Genomic DNA, 21,565 nt, shown 5'->3' on the forward strand with positions numbered 1-21,565 from the left:
ACAGGCTTTTCTTTTTAAGACTTACCAGGTTTCTTGCTTTTTTATAATCTTAGAGACATATAAATTTAGTGGAAATTACGAAATGATGCTCTTATAATCCATTTTTTTAATAACCATTGAAACCATAATGGAAAGAGATAAAACAAATATTAACTTAATTATAAAATCTAATGGCTTAAAGTGTAACAGATTTATTTTTTCAATAAAATCTACAAAAATTAAATGAGTTCCATAAATTGGCAATGAATATTTTGATATGAATCTTAATGCATTGTTTACCTTTGCATTGGTAATCGTATAATTTTTGAAGGTAATGAATAAAAATACCGCTGAAATGGATACAAGGAAAGTGTTATAGTTATAGAGTGCGCTGTCAAAATAGCCCCTCCTTACTGAAAGGTAAAAGGTTCCAAGTGTAATCAGCGTTGAGGAGAATATAAATAAACAGAAAGGAACTTTAAATCCTATTTTTTTCAGATCGCTTTCTCCAAGCTGTGCCCCTAATAATGTATACAATATATAAAACGCACCCTCGCTATTTATAATATAATTTATATTGAGTGAGTTACTGTACCCCTTCGTCTGGACAGCAAAAGAATAGCAAAAAACAAAAAAGCATAAAAATAGTCCTGTTATTATTTTAAGGATACCGGGTGCTTTGTTTTTGAAGCTAAAAAATATAAAAAATGAATAACAACAAAGTAAAGAATAAAAGAACCAAAGATGATACATCGCCGGTGCTCTGTAGCTTTTTTTGATGATATCAAGAAAGGATTTATCTTTATAAAAACAAAGATAAAGGGCGCAAAGTAAGTTATAAAATATGATGCATGATATCAATCTGAGGAAATTTTTTATTTTAATATCCTTTAATTTAATAAACAGATATCCTGACGCCATAAAAAAGAGAGGTACACAGCTCCGGCTAAATGAATTAATTGTATTAAATAAAAACCAATCTGCATTCTTTGGGTTGAGAGTGTTAATGTAACCAGCTGAAATATGTATTAATATCACCATCAGGCATGAGGATGCTTTCATTAAATCCAGCCATGCATATCTGTTTTCGACTATTAAATTATAATTATTTATTCTGTTGAGCATTTAGTAAATCCACTCTTATTTATTGAAATAATTAATAAAAAATAATTCATCTGAAAATTGGTGTTTACAGCAAAAAAAATGGAATATCCATGTTATAGAAAAGATGAATTTAAGTTAATTTATTGATAAGTGCATGTAAAGAAATGTTTTTTGTTTTATTTATTATCTTTGTTTTTCAACGAGTCATTTATGATCGGTGAGAGCGGCTGAAATGAACGGTAGATCTGACGATGTTTTAACATTCGCTGAAAAAAAACTGGAAAAGGGTGGGAAGCCCCACCCTTATAAAAACTATCCCGCCACTCTCGCAGCACCACGCTGACCCAGAACCTTCTTCCCGATCAAAATCCCCGGCTTTTCAACAAACCGGTACAGGAGCGAAGCGAGCGCATAGGTTACCGGCAGGCAGATCACCGATACCAAAGCGAAGCGCATAAGGTCACTCTTGTTTTCAAGGTTGGTATGCGTCAGCAGCAGCGCAATCACCGGGATCACAATCAACAGGTGCAGCAGATAGACTGAAAATGAGACGTCACCCAGCCAGGTGCTCACGCGATTGTTAAGTAACTTGCGGGGCAGGGCAATCAGCCGCGCCATCAGGCTCCCTTCCGCGTATTGCCACAGAATGGCTGCCATGCCGACAATCATCAGTACTTCCATCGCTATCTGTAGCGGGATCGCTTCAAGGCCAATCACCACACTGGCTACCGGGCCAAGCAGAGCAAAGGCTATATAGAGCACCGATTTACGACGCACCGCCTCAGCCAGCAACATGCCGGACAGGAACATATTAAGCTTAATCAGGATCATAGAGGGCATCTCAAACGCCTCGTAATACTCTGCCAGCACATAACGCCCAACGCAGCACAGCACCATAAAGCCAATCAGCGAAGTGGCAAAGCCAAAGCGCATTGTCACCAGCATAATGAACGGGAAAAGCAGATAGAACTGCATCTCCAGCCCAATGCTCCAGTCCGGCAGCACGGTATTAAAACCATAGGCAGGCAGAACGCCAAACAGGAAGCTGAAGTGCGTAAAGATATTTGCCAGAGACTGATCGGAATAACGGGAAGATTCTGTCGCCGTGCCTGTGTAGAAATGCGAAATCGTATCGCGCATTTCGCCAAACCACGGCCCGTAAATCAGCGCAATAATCAGCAGCAGATAATAGAGCGGGGCGATGCGGAAAAAGCGACGAGTCCAGAACTTCTTAATAGTACTGGCGCTCTGCCACGGCTCCTTGTGTTGCCGTTCGACATAATTCTTCGCCATCAGATAGCCAGAAAGCAGGATAAAAAGATCGACGCCTATCCCCGGCGATGAAATCAGCGTGATATGGCAATGAACCAGCAAGCTGATATGACCGACCAGCACCCAAAGTGACGCAATGCCCCTCAGTCCTTCCAACTCAGTAGACCAGCCTCTGGTAGCTGACATAGTAAAACCTCGCTTATATGTAAATTTTCGTCAGCCAAGCGTAAAGGACAGGTCAGTACAAGCAAGCGCTCGCGCTCCTAAACTCAAATTTATAGGAATTTCCCTGGGTTTTATTCTTTGTGCTGCCGCTGTTCCGGCGTAAAAACAGGCAAAAATGTCCGGGTAATCAGCTGAAAATTAATATTTTCTTGCAATTTATTAACACAATCTTCTGTGCAATCCCGTACAACAGGCAGGTTTTTTTTCACAGCAGATTATTTTGAGGGTGTTCCGTTGAAGAAGCGTCAGCTCGTAAGTTGTAGTGTATTGTTGGCTTTTGCCTTTGTGGCCCAGGCCGATGAGGATCCTCTCTCTTTCCCCATGACGGCACCGGCCATAGATGCGGCCTCCTGGGTATTGATGGATGCCACTACCGGCCAGGTTTTGACTCAGGGCAACGCCGATGAGCGTCGTAACCCGGCCAGCCTGACCAAGCTGATGACCGGCTATGTGGTTGACCGCGCTATTGATGCAAAGCGTATCACGCGCGATGACATGGTGACGGTAGGCAAGGACGCCTGGGCCGCAGGGAATCCAGTATTTAAGGGATCTTCGCTGATGTTCCTTAAGCCAGGCGAGAAAGTATCAGTCAGGGATCTGAGCCGTGGCGTCATTATCGACTCCGGCAACGACGCCTGCGTGGCGCTGGCGGATTATGTCGCTGGCAGCCAGTCTGCTTTTGTCGGTCAGATGAACCAGTACGTGCAGAAACTGGGCCTGACCAATACCCATTTTGAAACGGTTCACGGCCTGGATGCGCCAGGGCAGTACACAACAGCCGCCGATCTGGCGAAGCTCTCCCGCGCCATCATCTCTGGCGAGCCAGATTTTTATCAGATGTACAGTGAGAAATCCCTGACCTGGAACGGTATTACCCAGCAGAATCGTAACGGTTTGTTATGGGATAAAACGCTGCATGTGGATGGACTGAAGACCGGCCATACGGAAAGCGCAGGGTTCAACATTATCGCCTCCAGCGTGGACGGGCAGCGTCGTCTGATCGCGGTCGTGATGGGCGGCAAAAGCCCTAAAGGACGTGAAGAGCAGGCGCGCAAGCTGCTTATCTGGGGGCAGAACAATTTTGATACCGTTCAGCTGTTCCATGCCGGTAAAGAGATTGGCCATGAAACGGTCTGGTACGGCAACCCGCATCAGGTTTCCGTGGGCAGCGACAAAGACGTTTACCTCTCGCTTCCTCGTGATGAAGTAAAGAAAATCAAAGCGAAATACGTTATCGAACGTAAAAATCTGACAGCGCCGTTGCAGGCGCACGAGCAGGTAGGATCAATCCAGCTGGTGGATGGCGACAAACAGCTCGCCTCATATCCGTTGGTGACGTTACAGGAAATCAAAGAGGCGGGGATGCTGACCCGCATTCAAGACTACCTGAAGCAGAAGTTCTGATAAAAAAAGGGCGGCTGTAACCTGCGCCGCCCCTTTCTTCCACTGACTACTTACGTAGCTCTTTCTTCAGATCGTTAACTTCACTGGCACTCACCGCAGGCGCGGCGTTGCCCCAGCTGTTGCGAACGAAGGTAATGACGTCTGCCATATCCTCATCACTCAAGGTGCCATCGAAAGAAGGCATGGCTGGTGCCGTCGGTCGGGTATCCGTATCCACGCCCCGGCTGCCTGCAACCACCACATGGATCAGTGAGGTGGCATTCGGCGCGTTCACCAGCGGATTATTCGCCAGCTGAGGGAAGATATTTTTACCGCCCTGGCCTTCAGGCGCATGACAGGCTGAACACTTGGCTTCATAAATCGTTGCGCCAGTTTTCATCCTGCTGTCATCAGCCGCCAGCGGGGCAGGTTTATCCCCACCCTGTTTTGGCGTTGACTTCAGGTAAGTCGCTACCGCCTTGAGATCTTCATCCCGCCAGTGCTGCGTAGAGTTTTTCACCGCGTCAGCCATCGGTCCGGAAGCGATGTCATAACGGTTAACGCCGGTGCGCAGATAGCTGACAATATCTTCCTGCGTCCATTTGCCCAGCCCCGTATGTTCATCGCTGGTCAGATTAGGTGCCCACCAGCCTTCAATAACTGCACCGCCTAAAAACTGGCTCGATTTATCGCCGCCCAGTATATTTTTAGGCGTATGGCAGGTACCGCAATGGCCCAGGCCCTGTACCAGATAAGCACCACGGTTCCATTCAGCAGACTTGCTCATATCGGGCCTGAACTCGCCCTTATCAAAGTTCATCCAGTTCCAGACAATCAGGCTGGTGCGAACGTTGAAAGGGAAGGGCAGCAGGTTTGACTCTACTTCCTGATGGATGGGCTGAAGGCTTTGCAGCCAGGCCCACAGATCGGCATTGTCCTTACGGGAGACTTTGGTATAGGCGGTAAAAGGCATCGCGCCATAAAGCCGTTTGCCACCGTGACCCACCCCTTCAGACATTGCCCGCTGGAAGTCATCAAAACTCCAGTCACCGATCCCCGTCTCGCGGTCGGGGGTAATATTCGCCCCCACCAGCGCGCCAAACGGGGTGTTGAGACGAACACCACCGGCAAATGGCTTGCCGGGATCCGCCGTATGGCAGGCGGTACAGTCACCGAGCGTGGCGATGTAACGGCCCCGTTCAATCTGATCGTATTCCGGCTGAGCCTGGGCAACGCTCAGGGTCGAAAGAGAGATCGCAGCGAGTGCGAAAAGCGTGCGCTTTTTCATGCGGTGATCATCTCCCCTGGGCGTTTCAGATAGTGCTGACGAATGTCATGGGCCGCTTTGAACGCCAGCGCGCCAACGGTGCCGGTTGGGTTATAACCGGGGTTCTGTGGGAAGGCAGAGGCGCCAACCACAAACAGGTTAGGTACATCCCAAACCTGAAGATGCTTGTTAACCGAGCTGTTCGACGGATCGGCACCCATAACAAATCCGCCACAGACGTGGGAGGATTGATACGGCACGCTGTTCCAGTGGCCGCTGGTGGGTTTGGAGACGATCTGCCGTGGGTTCATGGTTTTCGCAATCTCCGCCACTTTACCGGTACAGTACTGCGCCATGCGCAGATCATTTTCCGGGAAGTCGAAGGTGATGCGCAGCAAGGGCCTGCCATGCGGATCTTTGTAATTAGGATCCAGCGACAGATAATTTGTGCGCTGCGTATAGCTGCTGGCCTCGCAGCCGATGGTCATGGTGCTGAGGTAATTCTTCACCGTGGCCTTTTTCCACTCTGAACCCCATTTCGGCGTGCCTGGTGGAACAGGACGGCTGTTAATGGGCGCGGCACCGATAGGCGTCACGCGGATGCTGCCACCGCCAAAGAAGCCAAGCCCGCTGTGGTCAAAGTTGTCGTTGTTAAAGTCATCAATGCCCATGCCTACTGCGCCCGCACCGATAAACGGATTGAAATTCTTGTCATCAAAGAAGAGCGTCACGCCGTTGGCGGTCTGATAAGCGTAATTGCGGCCGGTGGTGCCGGTGTTGGTGACCGGATCGTAAGCTTTACCAATATTGGAGAGCAGCATCAGGCGCACGTTCTCAAAGGTATAAGCCGCCACGATCACCAGATCGGCAGGTTGTTCCCATTCATCGCCGCTGGAGTCTATATAGGTTACGCCGGTCGCTTTTTTGCCGGTTGAATCAGTCAGCACCTGCAATACTTCGCAACTGGTCTGTGCGGTGAAATTCGGCTTGCGCATCAGGGCTGGCAGGATGGTGGTGATGGCGCTGGCTTTCGAGTAGTTAGCACAACCATAGTTGGTGCAGAAGCCACAGAAGGTGCAGGGACCCATTGTCACGCCGTAGGGGTTGGTGTAAGCCTCAGAGACCAGCGAAGAGGGAACCGCAAAGGGGTTGTAACCCATGTTGCGGGCTGCTTCGGCAAACAGCGTCGGCCCGTAAGGTTGTTTAAGCGGCGGCGTAGGGTATTCGCCAGAACGGGAACCTTCAAAATGGTTGCCGCCTTCCTGCTTCACCCCGTTCAGCACCCCCGCTTTGCCAGAGGTTCCGGCAACGCGTTCAAATTGCATGTAGTGCTGTTCGATCTCATTCCACTCCATGCCCCAGTCCTGGAGCGACAGATCAGAAGAGATGGCATTTGCGCCATAGCGTTCGCTCAGATGGCTGCGCAGGCGAAACTCCTCAGGCTGGAAACGGAAAGTGATGCCCGCCCAGTGATTTCCCGCGCCGCCCGTGCCGTTACCGGGGTGAAAAGAACCCCAGCTACGCATGGGCAAGGCTGTCTGAGAAGGGTTATTGCGCATGGTACAGGTGTTCTGACGGGTGCGGAGCATTAACTCCTGACGCTGAACGTAACGCAGTTCATCGGTGACAGTAGCCACATTGAAGTCGCGAGCCGTGTCACGCCACGGGCCACGTTCTATGCCGATAACATTCAGCCCTTCATCCGCCAGTTCATTAGCAATAATGGCGCCGGCCCAGCCGAGTCCAATTACCACCACGTCGGTCTTGGGAAGTTTCTTCGCCATGTCAGGATCCTTTTTTCTGTGGTGACAGGTCAGCAATGCTCACGGGTTGCAGCTTCAAATCCTGATTGTGGAGGAGGATCTCATCGCGATAGTCGTAACGGGCACCGGGGAAGCCAAGCATCTTCCAGGAAACCATTCCCTTATTACCGCCATAAACCGGATCTGCAAAGAAGCCTTCCATGGCGTTGATCAACACCTGGGCGAAGAAAGCGGCGCTGTCGTAACCTTCAAAAGCAATTTTGCCCTGTTCCAGCCCGTGCAGGATCTCATCCTGCTGGTCAGCCTTGAGATCCTTAAAGGCTTTCTGATGGGCTGACTGGGTATATTTATTCAGTGCTGCAATACCGGTGCGATAGCGCTCTCTCGGCACTAGCGGCGACTGGTCGCCCTGTTCAGGGGAGCCTTTGTCGAAAGGGCCTTCCATATATAACCGCTCATAAGTGCCATAAAAGCCGTGCAGCTGGCGGTCAATAAACACCGTACAGCCCGCATCTTTACCGCCCATGCTCAGCTCATCAGCGGGGATCAAACGGTCAACGATGGCGTCTATGGTTGCCGCTTCTTCTCTGGTGAAAAACAGCAGATCCTGGCCTTCAAATGTCTCGGGAGGATTATCGGAAAAGGGTGTCCATCCGGGGGCACCGGTCAGAGTGACGGCTTTAGCTACGCCAGTGGCAGTAGCCGCAATCGCCCCGGTCGACCAGGTCAGTACCTGCCGCCGGGTGACGCCTGGCAGGGTGGGGGTTGGTTTGCGCATTAAGCTTCCTGTTGTCCAGTATGTAAAGTTAACTCAGAAAATTGTAAAATTATGAGTAAGACGACAATATTATGTATAGCAGGTGTTGTTGTTTTGTTAATAAGTGTTATTCCATAAAATTCGTAAGGAATTCACTCACTAAAAATAGTGCAGAATCAATGACGGTGCTTTTTTTGATCGGGTATTATGCCAGGCTCAACAGGCATCTTCAGGAGAGTGATTTGCGCCCGGACAAGCCGTTATCGGCCTTCGAATTTACCCTCTACCGTAATTACCGTACGGTGCATGGCATCCGTATCGCGCTGGCTTTTGTCCTGACGTTTCTGCTTGTGCGCCTGCTGGAAATCCCGGAGGGCACCTGGCCACTGATTACGCTGGTCGTGGTAATGGGGCCGGTTTCCTCCTGGGGAAACGTTTTTCCACGCGCGGTACAGCGCATTGGCGGCACCATCTTTGGCTCGGTCTCGGGGCTGATAGCCCTTAAGCTGGAGCTGATCTCTTTTCCCGTTATGCTGGGCTGGTGCATGATAGTGATGTTCCTGTGCGGGTTCCTGACACTGGGGAAACATCCCTATATGGCGCTGCTGATCGGTATTACGCTTGCAGTGATCTGCGGCGCGGCGCCGGGTGATATGGTGACGGCGCTGTGGCGGGGCGGAGACGTGATTTTTGGCTCGCTTCTCGCTTTGCTGTTTACCAGCATCTATCCGCAAAAAGCCTATACGCACTGGCGTATTAAACTGTCAGATTCGCTACTGGAAACTGCCAAAATTTACCACGCAGGCTTTTCCCCTAATCTGGTGGAAAAACCTCGCCTGACGCGGCCATTACAGCGGCTGTTAACCGGCGTGGTGAAAATGCGTGCGCTGATTGAGCCTGCCAGCAAAGAAACCAAAATTCCCCGCTCGGTGTTTGAAGGTATTCAGACGCTGAACCGCAACATGGTCTGTACGCTTGAGTTGCAGCTTAATGCCTGGTGGAATTCCAGAGAAAGCCACCTGATTATGCTTAACGCACCTGCGCTGCGGCGTACCCAGCAGATGACGGAAATGACGCTGCGCAAGCTCTCTAAAGCTATCGTCGAGGGCAACACGGAAAAAATTGCCGCCAACAGCGGCGAGCTGGCCGAAATCAGCCGTGAGCTTCGGCAGTTAATCAAAGAATCTGGTAGCGATGAGCGGGTGGAAACGGCTATCCACGGCTACGTCTGGCTGAGCCTGGAGATGGCAAAGCAGCTGGAAAGATTGTCCGATTTAATGCGGCTGGTACTGCGTAAATAAGCGATTTGCAACAACTTACTGCGGGAAACAGTGGTTCGCGCTAAGATAGGCCCGACTCTACAATTTCAAAATTGCTTTCAGCTGCGGTGAGCCGCTAAGCTGAGCGCTACGATAATAACGCCTGTGCGAACAGGCCTTAATGAAAGGTGTCTTCATGGAAAATGCTAAGCAATCATTTCAGAACGTACTGGAGTTCGTTCGTATGTTCCGTCGTAAAAACAAGCTGCAACGCGAAATTCACGACAACGAAAAGAAAATTCGTGATAACCAGAAGCGTGTCCTGCTGCTCGATAACCTTAGCGAATATATCAAGCCGGGCATGAGCGTCGAAGCCATTCAGGAAATTATCGGCAGCATGCGCAGCGACTATGAAGATCGTGTTGATGACTACATCATCAAAAATGCCGATCTTTCGAAAGAACGCCGTGAACTGTCTAAAAAACTGAAATCAATGGGCGAGCCAAAACCTCAGTAACTCTGGCTGAAGCGTTAAGCATTCCCAAAGGGCGATCGTCGGTCGCCCTTTATTTTTGTCCGATTTCCGCCAGGCTACGCAACTCTTTCAGTGAGCGGCTGACCCTGGCGCTTTGCCCGGCCCCGCCAACCGGTGCGGCAGTCGTTTCCCTTACCACCAGTTCAGGGGTAAAGAGTGGCATAGCCGGTAAGCTTTCCTGCTGACTCAAAGCCTGAACCAACCAGCTAACGCTGCGTTCGCCCAGCAACGTCATATCCTGCCTGATGGTGGTCAGCGGCGGCTCATACCAGGCACTTTCTGCCGTGTCGTCATAGCCCACCACCGAGATATCGTCAGGTACACGCAATCCTGCCCGATGCAGCGCCCGCAACACCCCTAAAGCCATCTGGTCATTCGCCACCAGCACCGCCGTGGGTAACGTGCGATCGGCAAGAGAGAGCATTGCCCGGTAGCCGGAGCCTGCACTCCAGTCGCCACAGACTTCACTGTGCGGCGTCAGCTGATGTTCGCCCAGCACCCTGAGCCAGGTCTGATGACGCGCCGCCGCGGCCACCGACTCCTGCGGCCCGTTCAGTAAGGCAATGTCGCGATGCCCCAGCGACAGCAGATGTTCTGCCGCCTGCCGTGCGCCCGCTTCCGCGCTGAACTGACAGGCTGCCACCCTGGCCTCTTCAGCGACATCGAGAAAAAGCGTGGGCAGGGGAGCCGCCTGGGCTGCAATTCTGCTGGCGCTGCTGCTGGTCAGCGGCAGATTGATCAGCAGCGCATCTACCCGCTGCGCCAGTAACTCCTGCACAGCATTTTCTACGCCGTTGCTGCCCGCCATCGCAATCACCAGACGGTAGCCCAGCGAGGTAGCGCGATGCTGAATAGCAGAAGCTATCTGAGCGGGGGCAAGCAGTGCGAGATCGCTGGTGGCCAGGCCCAGCGTGCGGGAGGATTTACCCGCCAGCTGTTGCGCCACACGATTAGGCACATAATTCAGCGCCACCATCGCCGCTTCCACTTTGCTGCGCGTTTTCTCCGCAACCTGCACGGAATGGTTAAGAACGCGGGAAACGGTTTGATAAGAGACGCCAGCGGCGGTGGCGACATCTTCCAGCGTTACAGATCGCGGTTTCATGGCTTTCTCCCTAAAAATGCTCGCCGCAGTTTAGCAACAAAAGCGCCAGCGCTGCGGAAACTTCTTTGCTGTGAAGAGGAAAGTCACCGCCTTTTTGTGTGACACACGGAAAAAGACTTTGCATATTAGTCAACCTTTTACCATCATCAATCAGGCCTACTTACCTCTTTCTGGCTGGAACTATCTTGCAAAACTTCAGAGTCTCTCTGCTGCAGGCGATCAAGCATTCAGCGTGGTATCCCAAACGACATTCTTACCGGGTTTTATTCTGGCGCGAGATTACCCCGCTGGCCGTGCCGATCTTCTTCGAGAATCTTTGTGTGCTGCTGATGGGGGTGCTCAGCACCTTCCTGGTGAGCTGGCTGGGCAAAGAGGCGATGGCGGGCGTAGGGCTGGCCGACAGCTTCAATATGGTCATTATCTCCTTCTTTGCCGCCATCGATCTTGGTACCACGGTGGTGGTGGCCTTCAGCCTCGGCAAGCTTAATCGCGAAAGGGCTGAATCTGCCGCCAGGCAATCGTTGGTGCTGATGACGCTCTTTTCGGTTTTGCTGGCGTTACTGATTGAATTCTTTGGCGAGCAGATTATTGATATTATTGCCGGCAGTGCAGAGCCAATGGTTAAAGATCTCGCGCTGCGCTATCTGAATATCACCGCCTGGAGCTACCCGGCAGCTGCCATTGCGTTGATTGGCTGCGGCGCGTTACGCGGCGCGGGCAATACTAAAATTCCGATGTTGATCAACGGCGGAATGAATATCCTCAATATCGTGTTCAGTACCGCTCTGATCTATGGCTGCTTTGGCTGGAAAGGATTGGGGTTTGACGGCGCAGCCATCGGGTTGACTATTGCCCGCTATATCGGGGCCGTTGCGGTGATTTATGTGCTGATGATCGGCTTCAATCCTCGCCTGAAAATTACGCTGAAAAGCTACTTCACCCGCCTGAACACTAATATTTTGATGGAAGTGCTGGGCATTGGTATTCCGGCGAGTATCGAATCCGTGCTGTTCAATGGCGGCAAACTTCTGACGCAGGTCTTTGTCGCCGGGATGGGCACCGATGTTATCGCCGGTAATTTTATCGCTTTCTCCATCGCCTCAATGATTAACCTCCCTGGCAACTCCCTGGGATCGGCCTCAACCATCATCGTAGGAACGCGGCTGGGCAAAGGGCAGCTGCTACAGCCTGAGCGCCAGCTGAGGCATATCTTCTGGCTCTCTACCCTGGGGCTGTGCGCCCTGGCGGCGCTGACGGTGCCGTTTGCCGGGATACTGGCCTCGTTTTACACCAAAGAGGATGACGTAATCGAGGTGGTGAAGGTGCTGGTGTGGCTCAATGCTGCGTTTATGCCTTTCTGGGCCGCCTCCTGGGTTCTGCCCGCCGGGCTGAAAGGCGCACGTGATGCTAGGTTTACCATGTGGGTCTCGCTGCTGGGCATGTGGGGATGCCGCATCGTTGCCGGTTACACCCTTGGCGTCCTGCTGGGCTTTGGCGTGGTAGGGATCTGGCTGGGGATGTTCCTGGACTGGATAGTGCGCGGTATTTTCTTCTGGCGGCGTCTGAACAGCGGTCGCTGGCTGTGGAAATACCGGAAGCCCGCAGCCTCAGCCTGACCACTGGCCCGCTCTGAAAATAACAAGATCTCCAGGAATAGCTATGCGTTCATCTGCACCCGCCAGGGCGGATTCCCTGTTTCAACACCGCTCGTTTGTTGCTTTCTGGCTGGCGCGAACCACCTCCAGCTTTGGTTTTCAGATGCTCTCCATCGCGGTGGGCTGGCAGATCTATTCTCTTACCGGTCGGGCCTGGGATTTGGGGCTGATTGGTCTGGTGCAGTTTCTGCCTGCCGTGCTGCTCGCGCTGCCAGCGGGGCATGTTGCCGACCAGTTTGACCGCCGTCGTGTGGTGCTGCTGGGCCAGATTACGGAGTGGGTAGCCATTGCCGTGCTGGCAGGGCTGACGCTGGCCCAGCGAACGGACGAGGTGATCATCCTCGCGCTGATTTTTATTATCTCTGTCGCCCGCACGCTGGAGGCGCCTTCATTGCAGTCAATGCTGCCTGCACTGGTGCCGCCCGCCATGCTCGCCCGCGCCACGGCGGCCAACGGCGCATCAATGCAGACCGCTTCCATGCTTGGTCCCGCGCTGGGCGGTTTTCTCTATGTGGCAGGGCCTGGCGTGGTCTACCTCACCACCGGCCTGCTTTACATCGTCTCAATCGTTATGGTCAGCCGGTTGCGTTACGAGCATACGCCGCCGAAGCGCACGCCAGCAACGTTCGCCAGCGTGTTTGCCGGAGTACGTTTTATCCGTAATCGCCCCGACGTCCTGGGCGTTATCTCCCTGGATCTGTTTGCCGTATTGCTGGGCGGGGCCACCGCGCTGCTGCCGATCTTTGCCAAAGATATTCTGCATACCGGCCCCTGGGGGCTGGGCTTGCTGCGGGGAGCGCCAGCGGTAGGTGGCCTGCTGGTGGGGTTCTGGTTAAGCAGCCGCACCCTTGAACGTCATGTTGGCATGACCATGTTTGGCGCGGTGGCGGGTTTTGGCGTTGCCACGCTGATTTTTGCCTTCTCGAAGGAGCTGTGGCTCTCTGTTCTGGCGCTGTTTGCGCTGGGGGGATTTGATATGGTCAGCGTGGTTATTCGCGGGTCGCTGGTACAGCTCGACACGCCAGACGAGATGCGAGGGCGGGTCAGCGCCGTGAACTCCATCTTTATCAATACCTCTAATCAGCTTGGCGAGTTTGAGTCCGGCATGCTGGCGGCGTGGCTGGGTGCAGCGCCAGCCGCAGCCGTAGGCGGTATTGGCACGCTTATTGTAGTTGGGCTTTGGATGGTCTGGTTCCCTGGATTACGCCGCAGACAGCGGCTGCATAACGACTGAATCCGTGCCGGGGAAAACAGGGCAGGGCATTTTCATCTTTCAACTGAGAATGATTATCGTTATATTGCGCTAACGAAAGTTGTCGCGCCAGGCATATCAGCGGCATCCCTCCCTACAGGAGCAGCAATCATGGCCGCAGGCTATCGGATTTTTGATCTCACGCTGAAGCGGCGTGTTCAGGTGACGCCTTCACTGTTGCGTTGCGTATTCAGCGGCGAGGATGTGGCTGATATGAAGCTTGAGGCGCCAGACCAGCGCATTAAGCTACTGTTTCCCAATGAAGCGGGCGAAAGGGTAACGATGCCGGTCAGCGACGGCTGGTATCAGGACTATCTGGCGTTACCTAAGGCAGAGCGCCCGGTGATGCGGACTTATACTTTACGGGCGCTGCGCCGCGAAGAAAAAGAGATGGACGTTGAGTTTGTCCTGCACGGTGAAACCGGGCCAGCCTCCCGCTGGGCGATGCATGCCGCTCCCGGTGCGAAAATGCAGGTTGTTGCCCCTAATGGCGCCTCGTCTGAAGAGAGCGGCGGCTATGAATGGCACTGGCATGAGGGCATTCAGCAAGCGCTGCTGATAGCTGATGAAACGGCCGTGCCTGCTGCCGTTGGCATTCTTGAACAGCTGGCAACCCTTGCCAGCCCGCCACAGGTGCAAGCCTTTTTCGAAGTCCCGTTGCAGGCTGATGCCCAACAGGTCAATTTCCCGTTCGCTGAGGTACACTGGCTGAGCCGGGAAGGTCATGCCGCTCACGGTGAGCGGTTGCTGGCAGCGCTGCATGAACACCTCTCTATTCCAGCTTTCGCCTGCGTGACGGAGCAATCCCCTGAAGAGAAAAGCTTGTCTGAGGATAGTCTCTGGGAGCGGGCAGAAGGGAAGCACGCCTTTAACGTCTGGGTTGCGGCTGAATCTGGCGTGGTAAAGAAGCTACGGCGTTGTCTGCTTGATGACTATCACCTTGACCGTGAAGGGGTAAACTTTATGGCATACTGGACGCAGGGCCGGGGACGATAAATAGCAACAGTGAATCTCTTCCGCAGGATAGTTAGCGGCGTTATACCGCAGAGTTAACTGCCCGGCGGTTGCAGCTTGATGGACAGTAATGAACATGCAAAACCGATGGAAAAAGCTGGCCGCACTCAGTTTTGCACTGGGTGGGCTGCAATATTTGCTGGCAGAAAAAATCGCCGCGCTGGCCTGGAGTGCGCCTCTTTATCATTACGGTCTGAACTACATCAGTGATTTAGGCATTCCCCGCTGCGGCATGCTTTCCGATGGTCGCGCTGTTTGCTCTCCCTTGCACACCGTGATGAATATCGGTTTTGCTGTGGAAGGCCTGCTCTTTTTCACCGCCTGTCTGCTGTTACGTGAAGTTTTTAACGGTGCCGGAAAAATGCTGTTCCTGTTAACCGCTTTGCTGCATGGCTTGGGCGGGATCATCATCGCCTTATTCCACAGCGGCAGCGGGGAAGCGGGGTTCACCCTACATGAAGCCGGGGCGGTGATGGCGATAGGCGGCGGCAACCTCTGTCTGATTACCGTGGGCTGGCTGATGCGACATCGCACCGAAATGCGGGATTACACCCTTTTCAGCCTGTTTATGGGCAGTTTTGGCCTGCTTTGTATGGTGATTATCCCCTTGGATCTGTTGCCAACAGGGCTTATTGAGAGGGCTTCTGTCTATCCCATCACCTTCTGGCAGATATTTACCGGCTGCATGTTACTCACAGCTTCCCCCAGTAAAATTTCAGGCGGAACGCGGCTTTGAAGCTACGGCACGCGGGCGCTCCGTGCGAAAACCCAGCCCGATAATCCAGCCAAAAACATAGGGCAGAAAAGGCAGCCGTTTAACCAGCCCAGGCAGCGGGCTGGCCTGATCTTTATTGCGCTTTTTGCCGCTCATTTTAACCTGAATAAACTGGGTGGCTGCGGCAGGGAACTGACGCCTGCGCTGAACTTTCTGCAACTGCCTGAGGGTGACGCTGCCTTTCAGCAAAGGAGGGGCAAGAAGATTCGCCGTTGCTACCGCATCCTGAATAGCCAGATTAACGCCGACGCCGCCAATGGGTGACATGGCGTGAGCCGCATCACCGATACACAGCACGCCAGGTTTTGCCCACTTATCCAGGCGGTCAATACGAATACTCAACAGTTTCAGCTGTTCCCACTCCTTCAGCGATGCCAGACGCGCTTCCGGGAAAGGTGCAACGGCAGAGATCTGCTGTTTAAAGGCGGCAATACCTTGTTCACTGAGCGCCTGAAACTCGCCTTTGGCAATTGAAAAGCCGCACTGCCAGTAGTCACCGCGATCGATCATAATAAAGTTCTGCTTTGGCCCCTGATGACCAGAACTCCACTGCGGATCTTCTGGGTGCTTTTCAAGCTTGAACCACACCACATCCCGCGGCGAGCCAAAAGAGCGCCCCGTCAGTCCCGCCTTTTCTCTGACCACAGACCGCCGTCCGTCAGCGCCAATAACCAGCTTTGCTCTGATCTCCCCTGGCCCCGATTTCCCGGAAGTGCGGATGCCGCAAACGCGCTCTGCGTCATAAATAAGGCTGTCGCACTGCGTCGATTTCAGCAGCGTGAAGCCAGGGAGAGAGCTCGCTTTGCTGGCGATAAAATTCAGGAAATCCCACTGTGGCATAAATGCAATAAACCGGCATTTCACCGGCAGTCGGGAGAAGTTTGCCAGCGTCACTGACTCACCGCCGACTTCCGCCTGTAGCTTTTCCATTTGCTGGTGGGGAAGGGTCAGAAATTCCTTCAGCAGGCCCAGATGATGCAGGATTTGTAGCGTGGAGGGATGGATGGTGTCGCCACGAAAATCCCGCAGGAAATCGTCATGTTTTTCTGTCACCACCACGTTAACACCCGCTCGCGCCAGCAAATAGCCCAGCATCAACCCGGCAGGGCCGCCGCCTACGATGCAACAGTCAGTGGATAGTGTTTCGGTTAATGCCGTCTGCATAGTGAGGTCCCGGATTTAAAAAAAAAAGCTTAGCATATGATAATAGTTATCATTATCTGTTTCGTGGGTCAGATTGTGCTAAGCCGGGGGGCACGGAAGAGAAACAGGAAGGGAAGCAGGAAGGGAAACAGGAAGGGAGTGGATAAACACGCTGCCCGGATGATTCTGCTTCGGGCAGCTCTCTTACCTCTGAATGATCATCCTGCTGTGGATGAGACATCCCCCTGACAAAGCAAGGAGGATGCCGATAGTTTGACCTTTTGGCGTTAAGGGCGCTGGGGGCTTTATCTTAGGTCATTTAGACAGGTGGTCCGCTTGGTGCCAGAAGTGGATGTATCATGCCTTCGACGGCTGCGGAAAACGCGCTGTGAACGGTGAGACGGGGCCGATAAGATTACCCGTTATTCGGCTCCGATCACGCTGGCGATCGTGGCGCGTAGCGGTACGGGGTGTTCGGGAGCTGCCGCCTGAACGGCATCGATCCCGAATATTATCTACGCCATGCGCTGTCGGTAATCGCCGACCGGCCGGTCAGTCGCGTAAGCTAACTCCTGCCGTGGCGCGTCATCCAGCCCTGGGAATAATCTCCGGGTCATGCTGCCAATACGGCTCTCGCCAGACGCTTACTGAGAAACTCAAACCATCTTCACTAAAAAAATACAGTATCCAGTGAAGTTATCATTTCTGATTCTCCTGATAAGGATCTGTATGGTCCTCCTTTCGGTAAAACTCTCTGCGTTATTTCTTATTTTCAAACCTGCCAATATATCGAGAAGGCATGGGAAGTATTTTAAAAAAACTTTTTAGCTTTCTGAAACATAAAAAATTTGCCTGGTATAATCGAGATTGAGATGCACGTGGTCTCGCGAAACCTGCCGGGCAAGCACGGCAGGGATTTTTTTCAATCAATATGGAGAGGAGCCTATGGCTTAATCTGTTTACAGAAGGAGAATTAAAAATGATCAAATGGACATTTGATAAAACTGTTGTTGCACAAGGGATTACTGCACAAAAAAATTCTGGACGTATTCCGGCGATTGATATTCAACAAGGCCCTGGTCTTTTGAAGCGTCATCAAAGGAAGTTGTATAAAAGCGCAATCAACTTCAGCGCGCCAATTGAGAAAGACGGCTGTGGGCGATACAACCCTCTGGGGGGAAGTGTTGCGGTATGGTATGCCTCTGACTCTGCGTTAACGGCGGCGGCGGAAGCATACGGGCGTTTGTTCCATCTCAAAGGAACGATTTCTTATCCTGAATCAGTACTTTCACAACACTATATGTGCTCTGTGGATGTCGTGAGAACGGTGAAAGTGATTGATGTTGTAGCACTCTGTGAGTTGTTACATATCCCTTTGGATAGCTTAGAGAACGAGGATTACACCTTTCCTCAGTGGCTAATGGAACATCTTTATACGCATTTCGGGCGTGACTATGACGGGATTGCCTATACCTCAAGACATAAGCGCTATAAGCGTTGTTATGCCTTTTGGGAACGACCGGGTAGTACACCAGCCTTTACCGATACCCCTCAGGGGATGTGGCCTTATGTCAGTTACGTCGAAACTGATAAAGGCATGTTCCCTAAGGGGTGGCACAAAGGAACGATGTCAGGCGAAGAGATGTTCGAAGAATTGCTTGGATTCGAAATTACGCCAGAACCCATGTAAATCAAAGAGGGGCGGGCTGGCCCCTCTTTTTAAATCCGTTAACTGGCTACTTGATTTCCGAACTGTTTAGCCGCACGTTTGGCCAGGCTAAGTTCACACTTTTTAGCTCCGTCCAGCATGATTTGAATCGGCGTCTTTTGCAGGCCTTCGCTATTAACCTCTATCGGTGATTTCAGCACACCCAACCGCAACATTGGATGTGTATCCTCTTCGAATGCCGCCATCACGTCTTCAAAGCCGGGAATTAGCCCATTATCAGTGAACTGAAATTTCGGGAAAATAAAATCACCGTTTTGTTTGAATGCTAAAAGCTTGTTCTTCTTAACACGAATGTTGATCGCCTGGCGTGTAATGCCAAGGATATCGGCCACGTCATTCACCTTAAGCGTACCGCCTAACTCCTGAAGCTCACGATAAAATCTTTCCAGATTTTCGCGACGACGGCGCACTTTACGCATTTCGTAGTCGTTGACGCGTGTCTTCTGCTCGAGTTGAACGGTGTAGAGCAATTCCATCAGTGAACCGTCATCCAGCGTGACAGCATTCATAGCCTGATTTTTGTCTTCAAATTCAGGCATCAGGGAAACAGCGAGGTTGTTAATCCTTTTCAGAAGGTTCAACTGGTACTCATTCAGCTTAGCTGAAGTGTTGATTTCTCTTTCTGCTGTGGCGTATTTAATCATCATGCACCTCCATTTGACGATTATCATAATTCTTTTTAGAGGAATGGTCAAATTCGGGGTGTTTTTCAAACAACCTGGGGTCAAGCAAGACGTAAAACTTTGACCTGCTCCCGGTCGGTTCATACACCGTGATGGCAGCATGCACACAATTATGGATGTCCGCTCCTCGCTCAAAGCAGACATGTAAATCAACTGACGGTGCCAGGAGTGAGGCGAGTCAAGGATCGGATTGCTGAAGGAGCAAAAAAGCTCTGTCGCGCACTAAGCGATGTTGATAGCGTCAACCCGGTCAGGATAGAACGCCAGGTAAGAGCCTATTTGTGCTGCTCCAGGAAATGGGTGTTCATAAGTCCATACGGCGTTCACGCTACGTTCTCCACCCACTGGAATGCTGTAGTAAGCGCAGTCCCCTTTGTAAGGGCAATACGTTGTATGGTCGGTACGCTCAAGCTGCTCCATGCGAACATCGTCACGCGGGATATACAGGACTGCCGGGTAGCTTGCTTCCTTCAGAGATAGCGCTCGGGTGGTGTCCGCGATGACCCTTCCGCCCAGCGTCACTGTAACGCGGCGAAATTCGGGCGTAATCGTGATCGGGTGGTCCAGCCCAGGCAGTTTCACAGGTTTGTTCATAGGGTACACATCCGCAAAATAACAGAAGAAGCGTAGCGGGTTATACACCTGCCGCGCAATGCATCAGACGTTAGCTTTAATCTCACTGAACCGACTATCCCCGGCCGAAGCAGACTATCACGCCTGCCCGCTAACGCCCCCACGCAGACCTCTTCAATCGCGAGAAATCCACGGTTGGATTTCGCGCGACTTTAAAGTCAGATCACGCCTTGTTATCAAGCTCAGGGATACCGCTGCTACGGTCTGCATAGGCAGCCTGGAAACCTGGACGCTGCTGCCAGCGCTGCCAGTATGCGTCCAGGAACTCGAAACGTTCGTCCAGTGGCGTAGCATTCACCGGGAACTTCGAGAACGCGATCGTGGTTGCCAGCGTGATGTCAGCGAAAGTAGGCGCGTCGCCCCCCAGCAGCCATTGACGTCCGTCCGAAAGATGTTTGTTGACCAGTGCAGCATGGGCCAACGCTTCTTTGCGGCAGTGTTCGCCCCAGGCTTCGTTCTTCGTCAGTTCGAGTTTGAAGCCGAGACCGGTATGCAGAACGTGGAAAGCCGTGACGATTCGATACAGGATGTGAACCCAGATGCGGTTATCCCACATGTTGTCCAGGCCCTGTTCCAGCGGCGTCTCCCCCATGATCTTGCGGCCGGGATAGGTCTGGTCCAGGTAACGGACGACAGCTGCGGTTTCGGAGATGTAGCTCCCGTCAGCGAGCTGAAGGGTCGGCGTCTCACCCCAGACATTCATTTTCAAGTGACGCCATCCACGCTGTTCGCCAACCGGCGTCATGTCGTAAATAGTCTCCTGGAACTGATCGGCGATCCCCTTTTCATGCATGAACAGGCGCAGGCGCTGTGGGTTAGGGAAAGCCGAAGGCGAAGTGAAAACGTTCAGTTTGCTGGTCATTGTGTAGCTCCTAAAAGTATGTCGAGGTGTAGGCCAAAACCCTGTACTGCTTGAGTAGCACGGCCCTGGCGCGTTATTGCTGAATCAGTAGAGGTACTTTAATGCGTTGTTCCTGGTTGATAAACCATGTGATAATCAATTCATTTATTACAAATGGTAATCAATATGGCAGCGGGTAACCCACTTCAGCTTGGCAGCATTGAACAGTTCTGTAGAGCAGCGGAGACTGGCAGCTTCACCAGTGCGGCTGAGATCCTCGGTTTGACGCCGGCCGCAGTCAGCCGGTCAATCAGTCGGCTCGAGCAGCGTCTGGGAGTACGTCTTTTTTTGCGGACCACCCGCGCCGTCAAGCTTACAACTGAGGGCGAGCTTTATTGGAAAGAATGTCATCTGGCGCTTGAGCAAATCGCCGAGGCTGAGCGAGCGATCACGGGTTCACAAGCCGTCCCTAGCGGACCGCTACGCATTAGCGTCAGTGCTGCTTACGGAACGTTTCGCCTGTTACCCTTAATGCCCAGGTTCACTGAGCTTTATCCGCAGATCGATATCGAGATGAGTATCTCGGACAAAATAATCGACTTTGTGGAAGAGGGCTTTGACCTGGCAATCAGGCTGGGTGTTCCGCAAGATTCGCGTCTTGTCGCCTTCAAGCTTGAGGACGCCTTGCTTGGGGTATTCGGAACTCCGACATACCTTGCAAAAAAAGGTGAACCATACCGTATTGATGACCTCAATCAACACGATTGCATCCAGTACATATCCCCGAATACAGGGCGCCCGCTACAGTGGCTGTTCACCGATGAATCAGGGACTTCAGTCGAGAAACAGATAACGAGCCGGATGCGTGTACTTAATGATGCGTTAGGGGCTGTCGCCTGGGTCAACGCGGGCGGAGGCCTTTATCAAACCTATCGCTTTGCAGTGGAAGACGTTTTAAGACGTGGAGAGCTTGTAGAGGTCCTGCAAAAATACGGTGGTCGCTCTCGCCCGTTTTCGATTCTCTACCCCCAGAATCGTCATCTGTCGGCGCGAGTACGCGCATTTGTAGAGTTCCTGCGCACAGCAGTGAAATCCTGACTTACAGTAAGTGCGGTGCTTATGACCGCTTCTCGCTCAAAGCAGCCAGTCAGAAAGAGCCAACCCCAAACCGTATAAAGTTTGGGTTTACCA

General features: G+C 52.2%; 19 protein-coding genes and 1 pseudogene. 10 read left to right on the forward strand and 10 right to left on the reverse strand.

Features of this window, described 5'->3' with window-relative positions; all coding sequences use genetic code 11:
* Positions 1-75: 75 nt before the first annotated feature.
* Both AAH450_RS02485 and AAH450_RS02490 read right to left on the reverse strand, forming a co-directional pair.
* Positions 76-1,104, reverse strand: a complete 1,029-nt coding sequence (locus AAH450_RS02485; RefSeq protein ID WP_342908759.1) for an acyltransferase — start codon at positions 1,102-1,104, stop codon at positions 76-78.
* Positions 1,105-1,395: 291 nt separating this feature from the next.
* Complete coding sequence (locus AAH450_RS02490) at positions 1,396-2,541, reverse strand: acyltransferase family protein (RefSeq protein WP_342908760.1); 1,146 nt, start codon at positions 2,539-2,541, stop codon at positions 1,396-1,398.
* A gap of 273 nt (positions 2,542-2,814) precedes the next feature.
* Here AAH450_RS02490 and dacD point away from each other — a divergent pair, with 273 nt between their 5' ends.
* Positions 2,815-3,984 carry a serine-type D-Ala-D-Ala carboxypeptidase DacD gene (dacD, locus tag AAH450_RS02495; protein WP_342908761.1) on the forward strand — a complete coding sequence of 390 codons (1,170 nt, stop codon included), beginning with the start codon at positions 2,815-2,817 and terminating at the stop codon, positions 3,982-3,984.
* A 46-nt stretch (positions 3,985-4,030) separates the two neighbouring features.
* Here dacD and AAH450_RS02500 read toward each other — a convergent pair whose 3' ends face one another.
* From AAH450_RS02500 to AAH450_RS02510, 3 genes are read right to left on the reverse strand one after another with little or no spacing between them, the layout of a single operon-like run.
* Positions 4,031-5,251, reverse strand: a complete 1,221-nt coding sequence (locus tag AAH450_RS02500; protein ID WP_342908762.1) for a c-type cytochrome — start codon at positions 5,249-5,251, stop codon at positions 4,031-4,033.
* Complete coding sequence (locus AAH450_RS02505) at positions 5,248-7,014, reverse strand: GMC family oxidoreductase (RefSeq protein WP_342908763.1); 1,767 nt, start codon at positions 7,012-7,014, stop codon at positions 5,248-5,250. Before AAH450_RS02505 ends, AAH450_RS02500 begins: the two co-directional genes overlap by 4 nt.
* Before the next feature lies 1 nt (position 7,015).
* Entirely contained in the window at positions 7,016-7,771 is a 756-nt protein-coding gene (locus tag AAH450_RS02510; RefSeq protein WP_342908764.1) for a gluconate 2-dehydrogenase subunit 3 family protein, read from the reverse strand.
* Between the two features lie 221 nt (positions 7,772-7,992).
* Between AAH450_RS02510 and AAH450_RS02515 the strand changes: the two genes are divergently transcribed.
* Both AAH450_RS02515 and AAH450_RS02520 read left to right on the forward strand, forming a co-directional pair.
* Positions 7,993-9,051 (forward strand): FUSC family protein, encoded by a 1,059-nt coding sequence (locus AAH450_RS02515; protein WP_342909552.1) that lies wholly within the window; start codon positions 7,993-7,995, stop codon positions 9,049-9,051.
* A gap of 154 nt (positions 9,052-9,205) precedes the next feature.
* A complete protein-coding gene (locus tag AAH450_RS02520; RefSeq protein WP_318791213.1) occupies positions 9,206-9,526 on the forward strand; it encodes a DUF496 family protein in 321 nt (106 codons plus the stop codon).
* Positions 9,527-9,575: 49 nt separating this feature from the next.
* Here AAH450_RS02520 and AAH450_RS02525 read toward each other — a convergent pair whose 3' ends face one another.
* Positions 9,576-10,649, reverse strand: coding sequence for a LacI family DNA-binding transcriptional regulator (locus AAH450_RS02525; protein WP_342908765.1), 1,074 nt, complete (start codon positions 10,647-10,649; stop codon positions 9,576-9,578).
* A 185-nt stretch (positions 10,650-10,834) separates the two neighbouring features.
* Here AAH450_RS02525 and AAH450_RS02530 point away from each other — a divergent pair, with 185 nt between their 5' ends.
* The 4 genes from AAH450_RS02530 (at position 10,835) to AAH450_RS02545 (ending at position 15,306) form a co-directional block, all read left to right on the forward strand.
* A complete protein-coding gene (locus tag AAH450_RS02530; protein WP_342908766.1) occupies positions 10,835-12,265 on the forward strand; it encodes an EmmdR/YeeO family multidrug/toxin efflux MATE transporter in 1,431 nt (476 codons plus the stop codon).
* A gap of 43 nt (positions 12,266-12,308) precedes the next feature.
* On the forward strand, positions 12,309-13,538 hold the full coding sequence (locus AAH450_RS02535) for an MFS transporter (RefSeq protein WP_342908767.1): 1,230 nt from the start codon (positions 12,309-12,311) through the stop codon (positions 13,536-13,538).
* Between the two features lie 129 nt (positions 13,539-13,667).
* Entirely contained in the window at positions 13,668-14,552 is an 885-nt protein-coding gene (locus AAH450_RS02540) for a siderophore-interacting protein (protein ID WP_342908768.1), read from the forward strand.
* Positions 14,553-14,640: 88 nt separating this feature from the next.
* A complete protein-coding gene (locus AAH450_RS02545) occupies positions 14,641-15,306 on the forward strand; it encodes a DUF998 domain-containing protein (protein ID WP_342908769.1) in 666 nt (221 codons plus the stop codon).
* Here AAH450_RS02545 and AAH450_RS02550 read toward each other — a convergent pair.
* Positions 15,286-16,509 (reverse strand): FAD-dependent oxidoreductase, encoded by a 1,224-nt coding sequence (locus AAH450_RS02550; protein ID WP_342908770.1) that lies wholly within the window; start codon positions 16,507-16,509, stop codon positions 15,286-15,288. The two genes, AAH450_RS02545 and AAH450_RS02550, sit on opposite strands and share 21 nt — an antisense overlap.
* A gap of 392 nt (positions 16,510-16,901) precedes the next feature.
* On the opposite strand from AAH450_RS02550, the pseudogene AAH450_RS02555 reads away from it, so the two are divergent.
* Together AAH450_RS02555 and AAH450_RS02560 are read left to right on the forward strand one after the other, a co-directional pair.
* Positions 16,902-17,057: pseudogene (locus AAH450_RS02555) on the forward strand (transposase domain-containing protein); the annotation flags it as partial.
* 410 nt (positions 17,058-17,467) lie between these two features.
* Positions 17,468-18,178 carry an RES family NAD+ phosphorylase gene (locus AAH450_RS02560; protein ID WP_342908771.1) on the forward strand — a complete coding sequence of 237 codons (711 nt, stop codon included), beginning with the start codon at positions 17,468-17,470 and terminating at the stop codon, positions 18,176-18,178.
* 38 nt (positions 18,179-18,216) lie between these two features.
* Here AAH450_RS02560 and AAH450_RS02565 read toward each other — a convergent pair whose 3' ends face one another.
* From AAH450_RS02565 to AAH450_RS02575, 3 genes are all read right to left on the reverse strand, one after another.
* A complete protein-coding gene (locus tag AAH450_RS02565; protein WP_342908772.1) occupies positions 18,217-18,864 on the reverse strand; it encodes a DNA-binding protein in 648 nt (215 codons plus the stop codon).
* Positions 18,865-19,122: 258 nt separating this feature from the next.
* On the reverse strand, positions 19,123-19,494 hold the full coding sequence (locus AAH450_RS02570; RefSeq protein ID WP_342908773.1) for a DUF427 domain-containing protein: 372 nt from the start codon (positions 19,492-19,494) through the stop codon (positions 19,123-19,125).
* A gap of 202 nt (positions 19,495-19,696) precedes the next feature.
* Positions 19,697-20,395 carry a glutathione S-transferase family protein gene (locus AAH450_RS02575; RefSeq protein ID WP_342908774.1) on the reverse strand — a complete coding sequence of 233 codons (699 nt, stop codon included), beginning with the start codon at positions 20,393-20,395 and terminating at the stop codon, positions 19,697-19,699.
* Between the two features lie 165 nt (positions 20,396-20,560).
* On the opposite strand from AAH450_RS02575, the gene AAH450_RS02580 reads away from it, so the two are divergent.
* On the forward strand, positions 20,561-21,472 hold the full coding sequence (locus tag AAH450_RS02580) for a LysR family transcriptional regulator (protein ID WP_342908775.1): 912 nt from the start codon (positions 20,561-20,563) through the stop codon (positions 21,470-21,472).
* Positions 21,473-21,565 lie beyond the last annotated feature (93 nt).

This window comes from Erwinia magellanica (assembly GCF_039023495.1).
Lineage (GTDB): Bacteria > Pseudomonadota > Gammaproteobacteria > Enterobacterales > Enterobacteriaceae > Erwinia.

What these genes read in the sequence shown, in the direction of transcription:
- AAH450_RS02545 (WP_342908769.1), top strand. Translation starts at nt 14,641, where the DNA reads ATGAACATGCAAAACCGATGGAAAAAGCTGGCCGCACTCAGTTTTGCA.
- AAH450_RS02510 (WP_342908764.1), bottom strand. Translation starts at nt 7,771, where the DNA reads ATGCGCAAACCAACCCCCACCCTGCCAGGCGTCACCCGGCGGCAGGTA.
- AAH450_RS02550 (WP_342908770.1), bottom strand. Translation starts at nt 16,509, where the DNA reads ATGCAGACGGCATTAACCGAAACACTATCCACTGACTGTTGCATCGTA.
- AAH450_RS02520 (WP_318791213.1), top strand. Translation starts at nt 9,206, where the DNA reads ATGGAAAATGCTAAGCAATCATTTCAGAACGTACTGGAGTTCGTTCGT.
- AAH450_RS02500 (WP_342908762.1), bottom strand. Translation starts at nt 5,251, where the DNA reads ATGAAAAAGCGCACGCTTTTCGCACTCGCTGCGATCTCTCTTTCGACC.
- AAH450_RS02565 (WP_342908772.1), bottom strand. Translation starts at nt 18,864, where the DNA reads ATGATGATTAAATACGCCACAGCAGAAAGAGAAATCAACACTTCAGCT.
- AAH450_RS02505 (WP_342908763.1), bottom strand. Translation starts at nt 7,014, where the DNA reads ATGGCGAAGAAACTTCCCAAGACCGACGTGGTGGTAATTGGACTCGGC.
- AAH450_RS02560 (WP_342908771.1), top strand. Translation starts at nt 17,468, where the DNA reads ATGATCAAATGGACATTTGATAAAACTGTTGTTGCACAAGGGATTACT.
- AAH450_RS02580 (WP_342908775.1), top strand. Translation starts at nt 20,561, where the DNA reads ATGGCAGCGGGTAACCCACTTCAGCTTGGCAGCATTGAACAGTTCTGT.
- AAH450_RS02525 (WP_342908765.1), bottom strand. Translation starts at nt 10,649, where the DNA reads ATGAAACCGCGATCTGTAACGCTGGAAGATGTCGCCACCGCCGCTGGC.
- AAH450_RS02485 (WP_342908759.1), bottom strand. Translation starts at nt 1,104, where the DNA reads ATGCTCAACAGAATAAATAATTATAATTTAATAGTCGAAAACAGATAT.
- AAH450_RS02490 (WP_342908760.1), bottom strand. Translation starts at nt 2,541, where the DNA reads ATGTCAGCTACCAGAGGCTGGTCTACTGAGTTGGAAGGACTGAGGGGC.
- AAH450_RS02575 (WP_342908774.1), bottom strand. Translation starts at nt 20,395, where the DNA reads ATGACCAGCAAACTGAACGTTTTCACTTCGCCTTCGGCTTTCCCTAAC.
- AAH450_RS02570 (WP_342908773.1), bottom strand. Translation starts at nt 19,494, where the DNA reads ATGAACAAACCTGTGAAACTGCCTGGGCTGGACCACCCGATCACGATT.
- AAH450_RS02540 (WP_342908768.1), top strand. Translation starts at nt 13,668, where the DNA reads ATGGCCGCAGGCTATCGGATTTTTGATCTCACGCTGAAGCGGCGTGTT.
- AAH450_RS02535 (WP_342908767.1), top strand. Translation starts at nt 12,309, where the DNA reads ATGCGTTCATCTGCACCCGCCAGGGCGGATTCCCTGTTTCAACACCGC.